Here is a 16,253-nt window from a genome sequence, read left to right on the forward strand (position 1 = left end):
CACGTTGCGGGTGCGCTACGACCCGGCTGGTGTGGCCCGTCCGCCCGTCCGCCCGTCCGCCCGTCCGCCCGAGCGCCCGCTCGTACGGTGTGGTTCTCGTGTCGCTCTTCGGTGCAGCCGTCGCGATGGGCACGTGCGGCGGCGTGCGGCAGAGCAGGTGGGACGTGAGTACGACGGGCGGTGACCCGTCCCTGCCGGGCCCGTGGCGGGACGGGGCCCGGCAGGACGTGCCGTACGGGTGAGGTCACCCCAGCTTCTTGTTCTGCGCCTGCACCACCGCCGTCGGCAGCTTCGCGTCGCTCGGGAGCGCCTTCGTGATGGCGAGGCCGTTGACCGAGAAGTACACCCCGACGACGTCCCCGCTGCGGACGACCCCGGTGTGCAGGGTGTGGTCGGCGCCCCGGAAGCTCATCGTGGAGGCGAAGCCGATCGATTCGTCGCCGCCCGGAGTCGCCTCCTCCGCCGTCACCGTGTCGTACGCGCTGGTGTTGCCGCCCGCCTCGGCGGTGAAGCCCTCGCCGCAGGACTGCACCGCCTTCCGCACGTCGGCCAGGGCGGACCGCGCGCCTTCGCCGGATGCGTAGGCGGTGAGAGTGATGTACGTGTGGGCGCCGTTGAGGCCCTCGTCACCCGACAGTACGCGCGTGAGGTCGGCGTCCGGGGTCCCGAGGGGGAGCTGGTTCATCGCGTACGCGAGCGGTGCGCAGTCTGGTCTGTCGAGCTCCACCTCCTCCGGGGACTCGGCGAAGAGGAACTCGTCGCCGGGTTCCTGCACCGTGAAGCCGTCCACGTCGGCGGCGGTGACCATCAGTTCGGCCAGGCGCTGCTCCGGGGTGAGCGGCTTCTCCTCCGGCGCCGGGGTCGAGGCCGTTGCCTTGGGGGAGCCGCCCGGGGACGCGCCTTCGTCCTGGCTCCCGCCGCACGCGGTGAGTGCGGTCAGGGAGAGCAGGGAAAGGGCGGAAGCCGTGGCGGCCAGACGGACTTGGTTCACGAGGGCTCCTTGGTGGTGTGCACCGTCACCGGTCCGAGCGAAGATCATGGCATGGTCGTTCCGGACCTTCGTGAGTGAATCGTGCAGACATCATGGCCACGCCGTGATGAACAGCACGTGAGAGGCCGTCGGGAACGGGCGTATCTGGTTCGCTGCCGCACAGGAGGGCAGTCCGTAGCGTAGCCGTGACAACGGGGTTGCCTGCCTGTCGAGTTGCAGAAGAGAAACGGTGGGAGAGTGGAAGCCGGTACAACGGCCTTGCCTTGAGGGGCCTATGTGCGGCTGATACGGTGCCGATGGCTTGACACTGGCCCCCTGCTCTGGCTATTCACCCAGGTCGGGCGGGTAAGTCCGGCATTTCCCGGCTGTCGGGAGAGGCGTGGGCGCGGGCGAAGTGTCCGAATTCGCAGGTAATTTCGCAGAATTTCTTGGGTGTAACGGGGAGCAGTTGCGTGAAGATCCAGGAGCGTACGGGGGCGGGCGCCGGTCGTGCCGCCGCTCCGGCTCAGCCGCCGGTCGGTGACCGGCTTCCCACACCTCCCCGCGAGCGCAAGCCGGCGCTGGCCGCGTTGGCGGTGCTGCTGATTCTGCTCGGTGCCCTCGGGGCCACGACGCTGGTGCTCCGTGCCGGCGACCGGGTCGAGGCCATCCAGCTGACGGCGGACGTCCCCGCCGGTTCCTCCATCAACAAGGACATCATCAAGCCGGTGATGGTGAACGGCGATTCGGGCGCCGACTTCGTCCTGTGGGAGCAGCGTGGCTCGCTGATGAAGCTCCAGGCCAAGTCCACGCTCTACGCGAAGACGGTCCTCGTGGGGCAGATGTTCGGCGGCAAGACCGCCATGGAGCAGGGCAAGGTGGCAGTCGGCCTCGCCCTGAAGGAGGGGCAGTACCCGGACGGCCTGAAGCCCGGGGACAACGTCGCCGCCTACCGAGTCGGCACCAAGGCCTCCAGCAGCGACGAGGACGGCTCCTCCGGTTCGTCAGGCAGTGACTCCCCGCTCGTCGACCGCGCCGTGGTCAGCAAGGTCAAGGGCGACAGCGGCAGCGACGTGGTCAGCAGCACCAACCTCCCCGTCACCCTCACCGTGGACGCCTCCGAAGCCGCCGCCCTCGCCCAGGCCGCGGCGGCCGGTGAGGTCGCCCTCGTCGTCATTCCCGCCCAGCAGTAAGGCGGCCCGAAGCCATGGCCCTCATCGCCCTAGCCGCCGACAAGGGTTCCCCCGGCGTCACCACCGCGGCCGTCGCTCTCGCGGCGGTCTGGCCGCGGCGGGTGCTGCTCGCCGAGACCGACCCGGCCGGCGGGGACCTGGTGTACCGCTCCGCCGCAGCGCACGGCGGGCCGCTGAACCCCAACACCGGCATGCTGTCCATCGCGGCCACCGCGCGCCGTGGACTCGTGCCCGACCAGCTCTGGGACCACGTCCAGCCGCTCAGCGGCGGCCTGGAGGTCCTCGTCGGACTCGGGATCGCCGAGCAGGCCGCCGGACTCGCCGGGCTCTGGCCCACCCTCGGCCGGGCCTTCTCCTCGCTCGCCGAGTCGCAGCACGCGCCCGCCGACGTGATCGCCGACTGCGGCCGGATCAGCGGCGACACCCCGGCCACCGAACTGTTCCCGCACGCCGCGCTGGTGCTGCTGATCTCCCGTACCGAGCCGGAGGCGCTGGCGCGGGTACGGGACCGCGCGGCGGCCCTGTCCGCCAAGCTGCACGGCGGGCCGCGCGGTGCCGCGAGCATCGCCATGCCCGCGATCGGCGTCGTGCTGATCGCCGACACCAGCACCGCCGGCAAGCTCGCCGGCCAGGTCAACGACATGCTCGTACACGCCCAGACGGGCGCCCGGGTGGTCGGCACCCTCGCCGACGACCCGTCCGGCGCCGACCAGTTGGCCGGCCGCAGGCGGGGCAGGCTGGACAAGTCGCTGCTGGTCCGCTCCGCCCGCAAGGTCACCGCCGATCTGTACCAGCAGTACGGCGCCGCCTGGTCCGTACCCGGCGCCGCACCCGCATCCGCACCCGACCGGTACCCGGTGAACGGGCATGCGGAGGCCGGGCGATGACCGCTGTCGACCACCAGCTCGTCAAGCGGTTCCGGCAGGACGCCGGCGACCGCATCGCCGAGCAGCGCCGCCTGGACCAGGTGGGCGGCGTCACGCCGATGTCGACGGAGGACGAGCGGCAGTACGCGCGCGCCGTCATAGCCCAGATCCTGGAGGAGTACGCCCGCACCGAGATCAACGCGGGACGGACGCCGCTGGACGCGGAGACCGAGGAGCAGTACGCGGCGGCCGTGCACGCCGCGCTGTTCGGCGTCGGGCGGCTGCAGCCGCTGCTGGACGACCCCGAGGTCGAGAACATCGACATCAACGGCTGCGACAACGTCTTCGTCGGCTACTCCGACGGCCGCGAGGTGCGCGGCGAACCGGTCGCCGACACCGACGAGGAGCTCATCGAGCTGATCCAGGTCCTCGGAGCCTACTCGGGTCTGTCCTCCCGCCCTTTCGACTCCGCCAACCCGCAGCTGGACCTGCGGCTGCCGGACGGTTCGCGGCTGTCCGCGGTCATGGACGTGGCCCGCCGCCCGGCGCTGTCCATCCGCCGTGCCCGCATGGGCAAGGTCTTCATCTCCGATCTCGTCGGCAACGGCACCCTCACCCCCGAGCTGGGTCACTTCCTGGCCTGCGCGGTCCGCGCCCGCAAGAACATCATGATCGCGGGCGCCACGAACGCCGGCAAGACCACGCTGCTGCGGGCCCTGGCCAACGAGATCCCACCGCACGAGCGGCTCATCACCGTGGAGCGCGCCCTGGAGCTGGGCCTGGACACGTTCGTCGAACTCCACCCCAATGTGGTGGCGTTCGAGGAGCGGTTGCCCAACTCCGAGGGCCAGGGCGCCATCACCATGGCGGAACTGGTCCGCCGCTCGCTGCGTATGAACCCCTCCCGGGTCATCGTCGGCGAGGTGCTCGGCGACGAGATCGTCACCATGCTCAACGCGATGTCGCAGGGCAACGACGGCTCGCTGTCCACGATCCACGCCAACAGCTCGCACGAGGTGTTCAACCGCATCTCCACCTACGCCCTGCAGGCGACGGAACGGCTGCCGATCGAGGCCAGCCAGATGCTGGTGGCCGGCGCCGTCAACTTCGTCGTCTTCGTCCAGCGGCGCAACGGCTTCCAGAGCGGCGGCCGGCTCCAGCGCATGGTCACCTCGGTCCGCGAGGTCAACGGCGTCGACGGGCGGGTGCTCTCCAGCGAGGTGTTCACCGAGGCGCCCGACGGACGGGTCGTGGCGCACGCCCCCATAGCCTGCCTGGAGGAACTGATCGCCTACGGTTACCGGCCCAGCGGAACGTGGGGGTGAGCGATCAAGTGACGACCTCCACGACTCTCGCGGCGGCAGGCTCGCTCGGCTCCACGGGCGGCCTGTTCTCCACCACCGTCCTGTACGCCCTCGCCTGCGGCGTCGCCGTCGGCGGCGGCCTCGCGCTGTTCCTCGTCGCCGCACGCGGACTGCCCGCCAAGCCGGAGCACGAGAAGCAGAAGGCCACCGAGCGCGCCAACGAGCTGCTCCGCTTCGCCGGTCAGCGCGGCTCGCTCGCCGCGCTCGTCGGCATCGCCGTCCTCCTCCTCACCCGCTGGGCCATCGCCGGTATCGCGGCCGGCGTCCTCGTCTTCTTCTGGGACCGGCTCTTCGGCGGTGCCGCCGAGGAACGCGCCGCCATGCGCCGCGTGGAGGCCCTCGCCTCCTGGACGGAGTCGCTGCGCGACACCATCGCCGGCGCCGTCGGTCTGGAGCAGGCCATCCCGTCCTCCGCCCGCGCCGCCGCGCCCGTCCTCCGTCCCCACCTGGACGCCCTGGTCGACCGCCTCAGGGCGCGCACCCCGCTGCCCGACGCGCTGCAGGTACTCGCCGACGAGATCGACGACGCCTCCGCCGACATCATCGTCGCGGCCCTCATCCTCAACGCGCGGCTGCGCGGGCCGGGGCTGCGCCAGGTGCTCGGCGCGCTCGCCAAGTCGGCGCGCGAGGAGGTCGACATGCGTCAGCGCGTGATGGCGCAGCGCGCCTCGACCCGGCGCTCGGTGCAGATCGTGGTGGCGGTGTCGGTGGCGTTCGTCCTCGGTCTGTCCGTCTTCAACCGCGACTTCGTCGAGCCGTACGGCACGGCCGTCGGCCAGCTGGTGCTGGCCTGCGTGTGCGGGCTGTTCGCGCTGGGCTTCTGGTGGCTGCGCAAGCTGTCCACCATCGAGACGCCGGAGCGCTTCCTGGTGCGGGACGCGTCGCCGGTGCAGTTCGTCCGTCCCCGGACCCCGGCCCCCGCGGAAGGGGCCCGTCCGGAGGAAGGGGTACGACGGTGAACCTGACGATGCCGGTCCTGATCGGCGCCCTCATCGGCCTCGGCGTCTACGTCCTCGTACGCGCCCTGATGCCGAGCAGACGCAGCCCGCTCGCGCAGGTCGCCCGGATCGACGCGATGCGGGCGCGCGGGGCGGCGTACGAGTCCTCCCGCACGGCGCAGGACACCGGCCGCCTCGGTTCGCTGCGCGCCCAGGTGGGGACGCGGGTCGCCGAGCTGTATCTGCAGCAGGGCTGGGAACAGCGCTCGCTGCGCGCGGATCTGGCGGTACTGGACCGCAGCTGGGAGAAGTTCCTGGCGACGAAGGTGCTGCTGGGCGTGGCAGGCCTGTTCTTCGGGCCGTTCCTGTTCGCGATCGTGTGGACGCTGGGGCTCGGATCCGGCCCGGTCATCCCGGTCTGGCTGGCCCTGGCGTGCGCCGCGGTGTTCTTCTTCCTCCCCGACCTGGAGGTCCGGCGGGACGCGGCGGAGAAGCGCCGCGACCTGCGCCGCGTCATCGGCGCCTATCTGGACCTGGTCTCCATGAGCCTGGCCGGCGGCCGCGGTCTGCCGGAGGCGCTGATGGCGGCGGCGGAGGTGTCGGACGGCTGGGCGGCCCAGCGGATCCGCAGCGCCCTCGCGGACGCCCGGATCACCGGCATCAGCCAGTGGCAGGCGCTGGGGCAGCTCGGCGACGAGCTCGGCGTCGAGGAGCTGAAGGACCTGTCGGCCTCGCTGGCCCTGGTGTCGGACGACGGCGCCAAGGTCCGCGAGTCCCTGGCCTCCCGTGCCGAGACCATGCGCCACCGCGAGCTGGCCGAGATCGAGGGCAGCGCGGGCGAGAAGTCGCAGTCGATGCTCGTTGCGCAGCTGCTGCTGTGCGCCGGGTTCCTGGTCTTCCTGATCTTTCCGGCGGCGATGCGGGTGTTCCAGGTGTGACGGCACCGCTGACGCCCCGGCCGGCGACACAGCCCGACGCCGCTTCCAGAACTGATTCGAGAGGACAGCACATCATGAACGGACGGAACTTCCGCACCGGTATCCCTGCCGTGGACTTCCTGGTCACCTTCCTGCAGGCCCGCGTCGAGCGCGCCCGCTCCGGCGAACTGGACCGCGGTGCCTCCGCGGTCGAGTGGGTCATCATCTCCGCGGTCGTCGTGGCGATCGTGGGCGTCGTCGCCGCGATCATCAACGCCGCGCTGAGCGAGGGCGCCAACAAGGTCGGTGACTGCATCAAGGGTGCGGATGCCGGAAACACCTGCTGACCTGACGCGCCGGCCGTAGGCGCGGCGCGAAGCACGTACCGACAACGGGGTGACGGGGTTGCACGTGAGTGCCCGCAGAAGCCGTACATGCCGCGCATGCCGCAGATGCCGCGCGTGCCGCAGATGCCGCGGCTACCGCGGATGCCGCGGATGCCGCGGCTACCGCGGATGGATACGCCGCAGGGTGGTGGCCGCACGGGAGGCCGCCGCCGCCCGCGGTGATTCCGGCATGACGGCGATCGAGTTCGTGCTGCTGACCCCGATCCTGTTCTTCATGATCTTCGCGACCGTCCAGTTCGCGCTGTACTTCTTCGCCGACCACGTCGCCCAGGCGGCGGCGCAGGCGGGGGCGCGAAAGGCGCGGGCCACAGCGCACGACCAGCCGGGCGCGTGGCGGGGCGAGGCACGCGACGTGGTCGACAGCTACATCGACCAGCTGGGCCCCCAACTGGTCCTGGCACCGGACGTCAAGATGCTGCAGCCGGAGCAGAACACCGTCGGCGTGGAGATCACGGCCCGGATCCCGACCGTTTTCCCGGGACTGGACCTGACGGTGCACGCGCAGTCGACGGGCCCGGTGGAGCGGTTCGTGCAGGACGGGGGCAACTAGATGAGGGCCCCCGTCCGCTTCCGCTGCCTCCGCACGAGCCGGCAGTCCTCGCCGGCCGAGTCCTCACCGGGGGAGCCCTCGCCGGCCGAGTGCCCACCGTCCGGCGACCGCGGCCTGTCCACCGTCGAGGTGGTGATCATCGCCCCGGTGATGATCCTGTTCATCCTGGTCCTGGTGGGCTTCGGCCAGTTGGTGGGGGGCCGCGGGGCCCTCGACGGCGCGGCGCGGGACGCGGCACGCGCGGGCTCGATCCAGAAGGACCACGCGACGGCGATGGCGGAGGCGCGCAGGGCCGCGGAGGCGGACCTCGCGGACGTCTGCTCCGGCCCGGTCTCGGTGGTCCAGAAGAGCCAGGGCTTCGAACCCGACACCCTCTTCACGGTCGAGGTGAGCTGCGAGGTGCGGGGCCTGGCGATGATCGGCCTGGACATCCCGACGACGCTGTCGGCCAGCTTCAGCTCCCCGCTCGACCCGTACCGGAGGACGGCGTGAGCGGTGTGAACGGTGTGAGCGGTGTGAGGAATACAAGGCTCGCGAGGAATGCGAGGGGCTTGAGGAACGCGAGGGGCTTGAGGAACGCGAAGTACCGGCTGCACGCCTGGACGTCCGCCCGCCGCGCCCCCCTCGACGACCGGGGCTCCGGCGCCGGCGCGGTCATCATCTTCGCGCTGGTCTTCCTCGCCCTCTCGGCGTTCGTCATCGACGGCGGCCTGTCCATCTCGAAGCGCGAACGCGCCGCCGACATCGCCGAACAGGCCGCCCGCTACGCCGCCCAGGACATCGACCGCGAGGCCCTCTACGACGACGTGGGCGGCCCCGCGCCGATCAACTACGAGAACTGCAACGCACGGGTCAAGGCGTTCGCTGCCGAGATGGACATGACGAACGCGGACATCGCCGCGACCCATTGCGTGTCCGCCGACGCCGACCAGGTCCAGGTCCAGGTCCAGCTCACCTATTCCCCGGTGTTCACGGGCATGTTCTACGGCGGCGACGTGGTGGTCCGCGGACAGGCGGTGGCGGAGAACGAGGTGGGGTGACGCAGGTGGCGGGTGCCGGAGTTCCGGGTGACGCGGGTTCCGGTGCCGGAGTCCGGCCTTGGTTCCCCCGCCGCCGAAGGCCTGCGCCGAGGTGCCGGCGAGGACGACCGCCCGGGCCGGGGCGAGGACTCCGGCCGGCAGCCTCGTACACCGCCGTATCAGGAGCAGCCACCGCTCTTCGACGCGGTGGACACTGCCTGCCGCACCTTCTCTGCGGACTTCTGCATGGTGACCGTGTAGGCGACCTCCGGATCGGTGCCCGGGGGATTGCCCTCGCCCTTGCCCGTCTTGTGGTGCTCGGTCGGGGCTTCCGCCCCGTTCGTGCAGTACCTGAGCCGGTCCTTCGTGTTCTGGGCGAAGAGCGACACCTCGGGGTCGAGCACCGAAGGTGCGCCGATGACCGTCAGGTTCTTGTCCGTGCAGGAAACGCACCCACGCGCGGTCCTGGGAGAACCCGGCGTCCATGTCGGGCGCGGTGGGCCACGGCTGTTCTTCCCCGGTCGGGGCGTGCGGCGGTGAGCAATGACGCCAAGTCGGGCTTATCGGGCTCCCCTTCGACGGGCTCCGCGTGAGTCCATAAGATCTCTGTAGGCTCAGTACACCCCCACCGACGCACCACCACCGACACCCCACGACAACCCGGGACACCCGCCATGCCGCGACGCCGCACCTCAAGCTCGTCCAGCTCCACGGGAAGCTCGACGGCTCCGAGGAACCGGACGCCCCAGCCCGTGCGTGTGCGGCGGCGGACGTTCGGGGACGTCGTCAAGGCGTTCCTCGCGTTCGTCGCGTTGCTGGGGCTGGTCGTCGGGGTGCCGCTGGCGCTGGCCACCGTGGGCGGATGGCCGTTCCCGGACGGGGCGCCGAGCCTGGACTGGCTGCAGCGTGAGATCACCGTCCGCACCTTCCTGAACATCCTCACCGTCGTCGTCTGGCTGGCCTGGGCGCAGTTCACCGCCTGCGTGCTGGTCGAGGTCCGGGCCGCGCTGTCCGGCGTCGGAGTGCCGGGCCGGGTGCCGGGGTCCGGGCCAAGCCAGCTGCTGGCCCGGCAGCTCGTCGCCGCGCTGCTGCTCATCGGCGCGGGTGCCGCGAGCCTCACGCCGGGGCTGTCGCAGCTCGGGCAGGGCCTGGAGGGGAACCAGAAGCCGACGGTCGCCGCCGCGCAGCAGACGCCGGGCGTCTTCTCCCAGCAGCAGGAGCGGTCCGCCACGAGTGCCGCGGGCGCGCTGGCGGAGCAGGCGTCCGCCCAGTCCGACGCCGCCGCCGACCGCGCCGCCGCGCACGGCGACACGAAGTACTACCGGATCCAGCCGCCCGAGGGCCGGCACCACGACTCCCTCTGGGAGATCGCCGAGCGGCACCTCGGGGACGGACGCCGGTACAAGGAGATCTTCGCGCTCAACAAGGACCGGGTGCAGCCGGACGGTTCCCGGCTCTCCGAGGCCAGCCTGATCCGGCCCGGCTGGATCATGGAGATGCCGGGCGACGCACGCGGGGGCGAGCTCGTCGAGATGCCCGACGAGGCGCCGAACGTCTCCGAGCAGGTGCAGCAGGAGATCCAGGACTACGCCCGGACCGGCGATCACGCCCAGGGCGGGGGTGCCCATGGCGGCGGTGCTCATGGCGGTGCCCATGGCGGCGGTGCTCATGGCGGTGCCCATGGCGGCGGTGCTCATGGCGGCGGGCAGGGCGATGCCGAGCCCGGCGGCCGTGCCGACGGCTCCGACTCCCGCGTCTCCCTTCCCGAGCAGCGGCCCGCCCCGGCCCCGGCTCCCGGTGCCGAAGCCGCCACGGAATCCGGGAGTCAGTCCCCCTTCGGGCTGCCCGAGGCGCTCCTCGCCGCCCCGCTCCTCGCCGCCGGCCTGCTCGGCGCCCTCGGCCACCGGCGTCGCCAGGCACTGTGGCAGTCGGCCTTCGGCGGTGTCGGCGCCAGGCGCGGGATGGAGCCGCCCACGCCGACCGGCGACGCGCAGGACGCGCAGGACGCGCTGCTCGTCGGTGCCGACCCCGACGGCGTACGGCTGCTCGACCGTTCGCTGCGCGGACTGTCCGCCGCGCTGGCCGCCGACTCCCGCCCGCTGCCCGTCGTCTATGCCGCCTGGCTCAGCAACGGCGATCTGCATCTGCAACTCGCCCAGCCCGCCGGCAAGCCGCCCGCGCCCTGGCAGCTCGGGCAGGACCAGACGTTCTGGATGCTCGCCAAGGACGACGCCGAGCGGTACGAGGACGTGGACACCGCCGCCCCCTACCCCGGCCTCGTCAGCCTCGGCACCATGGACGACGCCCGGCTCCTGCTCAACCTGGAGTCCGTGCCCGGCATCGTCTCGCTCAGCGGCCGGGAGGCCGACCGGGCCGCCGTGTTCGCTTCCGTCGCCGCCGAACTGGCCACCAACGGCTGGTCGGACCGGATGACGATCACCCTCGTCGGATTCGGGGAGGATCTGACGCCGCTGGCGCCCAACCGGCTTCGCCATCTCGACGACGTCGAGGCGCTGTTCGAGACGATGGCCGCGGAGACCCGGCAGCGGCGCGGCGCACTGGGCGCCGCCGGGCACGACTCCGTACTGACCGGCCGCACCGGACCCGCCCAGCACACCCGCTGGGCCCCGCACCTCGTCCTGCTCGCCGCCCAGCCGTCCGACGACGACGCCCGCCGCCTCGCCGAACTCGCCGCCGACGCCGGCCGCCTCGGCATCGGCTACCTCGTCGGAACCGAGTCGGGCGATCTGCCCGGCGCCGCCTGGGAGATGGAGATCACCGGCGAGGGCAAGCTGCTCGCCCCGCTGCTCGGGCTGGAACTCGACGCCCAGCTGCTGCCGACCGCCCAGCAGCGGGCCGTCGTCGAGCTGTTCGTCGAGGCCGACCCCGAGCGCGGATCCGGCGGGCCGGCCGACGGCGGGCCGGGCGCCGCCCCGCCGTTCCTCGTCGACATCAGCGAGCAGGGGCGGCCCGCGGTCTACGCCCGGCTCGTCGGCCCGTACGAGATCATCGGCCTGGACGACCCCGACGGGGAGCGCAGCGCCCAGCTGCACGAGGCGCTCGCGCTGCTCCTGCTGCACCGTGAGGGCGTCCACCCCCGGGTGCTGGCGTCGGCGCTGTGGCCGCGCGGTGTCACCGACGACGTACGCGACGCGCTCTTCGAGCGGCTGCGCGACTGGCTCGGCACCGACACCGACGGCAGCCCGCGGCTGCGCAGCGATGCCACCGGGCGGCTCACCCTCGCCCGGTCCGTCGTCTCCGACCTGGACGTCCTGCGCTCCCTCTACCACGAGGCCACCCAGGGCAAGGGTGTGGACAGCCGTGCCGTGCGCGGGCGGATGCTCACCGACGCCCTGGTGCTGGTGCGCGGGCCGCTGCTCGCCGACCGGCCGGAAGGCCGCTACCGGTGGCTCGGCCACGAGATCGTCGACGCCCAGCTGCCGCTGCTCGTCGCGGACACCGGGCTGGCGCTGTCCGAGTTCCACATGGAGAAGGACCGCGCGGAGAAGGCGATCGAGGCGCTGAACGCCGCTCTGCGCACCGCTCCGGACGACGAGCGGCTGTGGCACGAGCTGCTGCGCGCCACGCACGCCACCGGCGATGCCGACCGGCTCCGCGCCCTCGCCGACGACCTGGTCGGCCGCAGCGGCGCCCGCGGACTGCCGCCGCGCACCGAGGCGCTGCTCGACGAACTGCTGCCGACGTGGCGCGAGGGCGCCGCTGCGGCCGGATGACCGCGATGGGTGCGGTGACCACGGTGACTGTGATGGGTGCGATGACCACGGTGATCATGGTGACTGCGACGGGTGCGACGGGTGCGACGGGTTCGATCGGTGCGCGGGGCACGGCGGGCGTGATGCGTGCCGTGGGCGCCACGAGTGCCATGGGCGCAATGGGCGCCGGGTGCTGAGCGCCGACATGCAGGGTGGCATCGAGGCGCTGGTGGTCGTGGTCGCCGTGTTGTGGGGTGCGGGGACGGGGGCGCTGCTGCCGCGGGCCGCCTACCGGTTCTCCGCGCCGGCCGGGGAGCCGTGGCGGGAGCGGTGCCCGCGCGGGCACCTGCTCGCCGGGTGGCTCGGCGGGGCGCGGTGCGGACAGTGCGCCGCGGGGGATACGGGGGACGCGGGTGTCCCCGATGCCTCCGGCGCCCCCAGTGCCCTCGGTGCTCCCGGCGCTCCCGGCGCTCCCGGTGCCTCCGGCGCTCCCGGTGCCCTCGGCGCTCCCGGCGCTCCCGGTGCCTCCGGCGCTCCCGGTGCCTCCGGCGCTCCCGGCGCTCCCGGCGCTCCCGGCGCCCCCAGTGCCCCCAGTGCCTCCGGTGTCCCCGACACCGAATCCGCCGCGCCGTTCGCACCCGGCAACGCGTCAGCCGCCGCCGGCTCCGCCTCGCCCACCCCCGGCTCCGCCTCGCGCGGGTCCGACATCTCTTCGCGCGGCCCCGGCTTCCCCTCGCCCGCCCCCGACACCCCCTCGTACGCCCCCGGCCCCGCCCTCCCCGCCACCATCACGGCCCTCGTCTGCGCCGCCCTCGCCGCTGCCACCGGCGCCCGGCCCGAGCTGGCCGTCTGGCTGCTGCTCGCGCCCGTAGGCGTGCTGCTGGCCGTCGTCGACCTGCGCGTGGCCCGGCTGCCCGACCCGCTCACGCTGCCGTTCGCCGGCGCCGCCCTCGCCCTGCTCGGCCTGGTCACGCTCGCGCCCGAGCACACCGGATCGTGGACCACCGCCCTGCTGGGCGCCCTCGTCCTTGGCGCCGGGTACTTCGTGCTGTGGCTGATCAACCCCGCCGGCATGGGCTTCGGCGATGTGAAGCTGGCCCTGGGGGCCGGTGCCGTCCTCGGCTGGTACGGCTGGGGCACGGTGATGCTGGGCACCTTCGCCGGGTTCCTGCTCGGGGCGCTGTACGGGGGCGCCCTCGTCGCCCTGCGCCGGGCCGGGCGCAAGACGCACATCGCGTTCGGGCCGTTCCTCATCGCGGGCGCGTTCCTGGGGCTGCTGGCGGGCGCGTACACGGCCTGACGCAAATCGCGCGTAACCCCTGGCGTACGCTGGTCGGGTCCGTCCACACCCCTTATGAAAGGGACGCCGGTGACCGAGAAGGCCGACCTTCAGCCCATCCTCGACCGCGCCGCCGCCGGTGGGCGGATCACCCCCGACGAGGCTCTCGTCCTCTACCGCGACGCCCCGCTGCACGCCCTCGGCGCCGCCGCCGACGCCGTCCGCCGGCGGAACTACGCCGGTACCGAGCACATCGCCACGTACATCATCGAGCGCAACATCAACTACACCAACGTGTGCGTCACGGCGTGCCGGTTCTGCGCCTTCTACGCGGCCCCGAAGGACAAGGACAAGGGCTGGACCCGGGACCTGGACGACATCCTGCGCCGCTGCGCGGAGACGGTGGAACTCGGCGGGACGCAGGTCATGTTCCAGGGCGGCCACCACCCGGACTTCGGCGTCGAGTACTACGAGCGGCACTTCGCCGCCATCAAGAAGGAGTTCCCGCAGCTCGTCATCCACAGCCTGGGGGCGAGCGAGGTCGAGCACATGGCCCGGATCTCCGGGGTGGCGGTCGAGGAGGCCATCACCCGGATCCACCAGGCCGGCCTCGACTCCTTCGCCGGCGCCGGCGCCGAACTGCTGCCGGAGCGGCCCCGCAAGGCGATCGCGCCGCTGAAGGAGTCCGGCGAGCGCTGGCTGGAGATCATGGAGATCGCGCACAGGCTCGGTGTCGAGTCCACCTCCACCATGCTCATGGGCACCGGCGAGACCAACGCCGAGCGCATCGAGCACCTCAGGATGATCCGGGACGCGCAGGACCGCACCGGCGGCTTCCGCGCCTTCATCCCGTACACCTACCAGCCCGAGAACAACCACCTGAAGGGCCGCACCCAGGCCACCGTTTTCGAGTACCTGCGGATGATCGCGATCGCCCGCCTGTTCCTCGACAACGTCCGGCACATCCAGGGCTCGTGGCTGACCACCGGCAAGGAGATCGGTCAGCTCTCCCTGCACTACGGCGCCGACGACCTCGGCTCGATCATGCTCGAGGAGAACGTCGTGTCGTCGGCCGGGGCCAAGCACCGCTCGAACCGGCTGGAGATCATCGATCTGATCCGGAAGGCGGGCCGCGTCCCGGCGCAGCGCTCCACGACGTACGAGCACCTCGTGGTGCACGACGACCCGGCGAACGACCCGGTCGACGAGCGTGTCGTCTCCCATATCTCGTCCACCGCGATCGACGGCGGCACCGCCCATCCGGAACTGAAGCTGCTCGCCTCCAACTGACGTCATCATGCTGACGATCCACGTGGCCGAGGCCTCACCCGACGCGGCCGTCCTCGTCGACGGCACGCACCTCGCCGCCGTCGGCCCGTACGGGCAACTGGCCGCCGACCACCCGCGGGCGCGGGTGCGGCGCTGGCCCGGCATCCTCACGCCGGGGCTGCTCAACCCCTACGGCCCCGAACTCCTGGAACAGGCCTACCACCCCGACCCGCGCGAGGCGGACCGGCTCGGCACCGAACCGGTCTTCGGGCCGCGCGCACAGGCGCTGCTGCGTGCCGACGCGTCCGCACCGGGTGCCAGCGCCCGCCGCGGAGTGCAGCGGATGCTGGCACACGGAACGGTCGCCGTCGCCGGTGAACTGCGCGGCCGAGCCGCCCTGGACGCGGTACGCCGGGCCGGCCTCGCCCTGGGCGGACGTCCCGCCTCCCTGCCGGGGCCCGCGTCCTTCTCTCCGGTACCGCTCGTGCTGCTGCCCGGCCTCGGCGCCGGCAGCCCCGCGCGGTTCGCGGTGTTCGACGTCCCCGACCGGGCGGAGCTGGTCCGCCTCGGTGCGTCGACCTGCGTGGCCACGGTCGTCGGCGGCCGCCTGGTGTACCGGCGCACGTAGGGCGGGTGCTCCGTCGGCCCGGCGGCCCGCCTGCAAGAATGGGCCCGTGACCCGCGCCTCCCTGAACAAGCAGCCGCACGAAGTCGCCTCGATGTTCGATGACGTGGCGGAACGGTACGACCTCACCAACGACGTGCTGTCGCTCGGCCAGGACCGGGTGTGGCGCAGGGAGGTCGCCCGCGCCGTCGATGCCCGGCCCGCGCAGAAGATCCTCGACCTCGCGGCGGGGACCGCCACCTCCTCCCTCCCCTTCGCCCGGACCGGGGCGTACGTCGTCCCCTGCGACTTCTCCCTCGGCATGCTCCAGGTCGGCAAGCGGCGCCACGACTGGCTGCCGTTCACCGCGGGCGACGCGACCCGGCTGCCGTTCCGGGACGACGTCTTCGACGCCGTCACCATCTCCTTCGGGCTGCGCAACGTGCAGGACACGGATGCCGCGCTGCGCGAGATGTACCGGGTGACGCGACCTGGCGGCCGGGTCGTCATCTGCGAGTTCTCGCACCCCACGTGGGCGCCGTTCCGCACGGTCTACACCGAGTACCTGATGCGCGCGCTGCCGCCGGTCGCCCGCGCCGTCTCCTCCAACCCGGACGCGTACGTCTACCTCGCCGAGTCCATCCGCGCCTGGCCCGACCAGGCGGGCCTCGCCGCACGGCTGGGCGGGGCGGGCTGGTCGAAGGTGGCCTGGCGCAACCTCACCGGCGGGGTGGTCGCCCTCCACCGCGGGTTCAAGGAGGACTGAGCGCGGGCCGGCCCCGCAGGGCGCCCGAACTCCCGGCGGGGCTCACAGCACACCGACGGTCCCGAGGGCGATCGGCGGGTGCTCGCGCGGCTCGGTCAGCTCCCGTCGCAGCCCGCCCCTCGGCGGTGGCGGCATCCGCGGTTCCCGCATACCCCCGCCGCCCTCGCCCTCCCCGAGGTCGAACCACACGTACACCGTCGAACCCCGCGGCACCTCGGCCCCGGGCTGCGGGTACTGGCGTACGACGTAGTCGACGACGGCCGACGGCAGGTCGGGCCGGTCCGGTGTGGTCAGGGCGAGGTCCTGGGCACGGGCCGCCTCCCGCGCGTCCATGGCCATCAGGCCGACAAAGCGCGGTACGTGTACTTCGGGTGTCTTGCGTGTGGTGCGCACAGATG

Annotated in this window: 16 protein-coding genes and 1 pseudogene; 14 read left to right on the forward strand and 3 right to left on the reverse strand. The window is 72.6% G+C overall.

Features of this window, described 5'->3' with window-relative positions; genetic code table 11:
* Positions 1–244 precede the first annotated feature (244 nt).
* Entirely contained in the window at positions 245–991 is a 747-nt protein-coding gene (locus tag V5O46_RS14975) for a hypothetical protein (RefSeq protein ID WP_332885079.1), read from the reverse strand.
* 452 nt (positions 992–1,443) lie between these two features.
* Between V5O46_RS14975 and V5O46_RS14980 the strand changes: the two genes are divergently transcribed.
* From V5O46_RS14980 to V5O46_RS15020, 9 genes are all read left to right on the forward strand, one after another.
* Positions 1,444–2,163: a hypothetical protein gene (locus tag V5O46_RS14980; protein ID WP_332885080.1), complete on the forward strand. Its 720-nt coding sequence runs from the start codon at positions 1,444–1,446 to the stop codon at positions 2,161–2,163.
* A 14-nt stretch (positions 2,164–2,177) separates the two neighbouring features.
* Entirely contained in the window at positions 2,178–3,050 is an 873-nt protein-coding gene (locus V5O46_RS14985) for a hypothetical protein (protein ID WP_332885081.1), read from the forward strand.
* Positions 3,047–4,354: a CpaF family protein gene (locus tag V5O46_RS14990; protein ID WP_332885082.1), complete on the forward strand. Its 1,308-nt coding sequence runs from the start codon at positions 3,047–3,049 to the stop codon at positions 4,352–4,354. Before V5O46_RS14985 ends, V5O46_RS14990 begins: the two co-directional genes overlap by 4 nt.
* Positions 4,355–4,362: 8 nt before the next feature.
* Positions 4,363–5,352: a type II secretion system F family protein gene (locus V5O46_RS14995; protein WP_332885083.1), complete on the forward strand. Its 990-nt coding sequence runs from the start codon at positions 4,363–4,365 to the stop codon at positions 5,350–5,352.
* Positions 5,349–6,269, forward strand: a complete 921-nt coding sequence (locus V5O46_RS15000) for a type II secretion system F family protein (protein ID WP_332885084.1) — start codon at positions 5,349–5,351, stop codon at positions 6,267–6,269. Before V5O46_RS14995 ends, V5O46_RS15000 begins: the two co-directional genes overlap by 4 nt.
* Before the next feature lie 74 nt (positions 6,270–6,343).
* Entirely contained in the window at positions 6,344–6,595 is a 252-nt protein-coding gene (locus V5O46_RS15005; RefSeq protein ID WP_332885085.1) for a hypothetical protein, read from the forward strand.
* A 229-nt stretch (positions 6,596–6,824) separates the two neighbouring features.
* Positions 6,825–7,205, forward strand: a complete 381-nt coding sequence (locus tag V5O46_RS15010; protein ID WP_332885132.1) for a TadE family protein — start codon at positions 6,825–6,827, stop codon at positions 7,203–7,205.
* Positions 7,206–7,697 (forward strand): TadE/TadG family type IV pilus assembly protein, encoded by a 492-nt coding sequence (locus V5O46_RS15015; protein WP_332885086.1) that lies wholly within the window; start codon positions 7,206–7,208, stop codon positions 7,695–7,697.
* 77 nt (positions 7,698–7,774) lie between these two features.
* Positions 7,775–8,245: a TadE/TadG family type IV pilus assembly protein gene (locus V5O46_RS15020; RefSeq protein WP_332885087.1), complete on the forward strand. Its 471-nt coding sequence runs from the start codon at positions 7,775–7,777 to the stop codon at positions 8,243–8,245.
* 158 nt (positions 8,246–8,403) lie between these two features.
* Here the strand turns inward: V5O46_RS15020 and V5O46_RS15025 are convergent, their stop codons facing one another.
* Entirely contained in the window at positions 8,404–8,628 is a 225-nt protein-coding gene (locus V5O46_RS15025) for a hypothetical protein (RefSeq protein ID WP_332885088.1), read from the reverse strand.
* 270 nt (positions 8,629–8,898) lie between these two features.
* On the opposite strand from V5O46_RS15025, the gene V5O46_RS15030 reads away from it, so the two are divergent.
* The 5 genes and pseudogenes from V5O46_RS15030 to V5O46_RS15050 all read left to right on the forward strand — a co-directional run bounded on the left by V5O46_RS15030 (position 8,899) and on the right by V5O46_RS15050 (position 15,855).
* Positions 8,899–11,958 (forward strand): BTAD domain-containing putative transcriptional regulator, encoded by a 3,060-nt coding sequence (locus V5O46_RS15030; RefSeq protein ID WP_332885089.1) that lies wholly within the window; start codon positions 8,899–8,901, stop codon positions 11,956–11,958.
* A gap of 757 nt (positions 11,959–12,715) precedes the next feature.
* Positions 12,716–13,237, forward strand: a pseudogene (locus tag V5O46_RS31935) (prepilin peptidase); the annotation flags it as partial.
* Positions 13,238–13,306: 69 nt separating this feature from the next.
* A complete protein-coding gene (mqnC, locus tag V5O46_RS15040) occupies positions 13,307–14,506 on the forward strand; it encodes a cyclic dehypoxanthinyl futalosine synthase (protein ID WP_332885091.1) in 1,200 nt (399 codons plus the stop codon).
* Positions 14,507–14,513: 7 nt separating this feature from the next.
* Complete coding sequence (locus tag V5O46_RS15045) at positions 14,514–15,113, forward strand: imidazolonepropionase-like domain-containing protein (protein WP_332885092.1); 600 nt, start codon at positions 14,514–14,516, stop codon at positions 15,111–15,113.
* A gap of 46 nt (positions 15,114–15,159) precedes the next feature.
* Positions 15,160–15,855 carry a demethylmenaquinone methyltransferase gene (locus V5O46_RS15050; RefSeq protein ID WP_332885093.1) on the forward strand — a complete coding sequence of 232 codons (696 nt, stop codon included), beginning with the start codon at positions 15,160–15,162 and terminating at the stop codon, positions 15,853–15,855.
* A 42-nt stretch (positions 15,856–15,897) separates the two neighbouring features.
* On the opposite strand, the gene V5O46_RS15055 is transcribed toward V5O46_RS15050, so the two are convergent.
* Positions 15,898–16,248 (reverse strand): PASTA domain-containing protein, encoded by a 351-nt coding sequence (locus V5O46_RS15055; RefSeq protein WP_332885094.1) that lies wholly within the window; start codon positions 16,246–16,248, stop codon positions 15,898–15,900.
* Between the last annotated feature and the right edge of the window lie 5 nt (positions 16,249–16,253).

The organism is Streptomyces poriticola (assembly GCF_036689765.1).
GTDB classification, from domain to species: Bacteria; Actinomycetota; Actinomycetes; order Streptomycetales; family Streptomycetaceae; genus Streptomyces; species Streptomyces poriticola.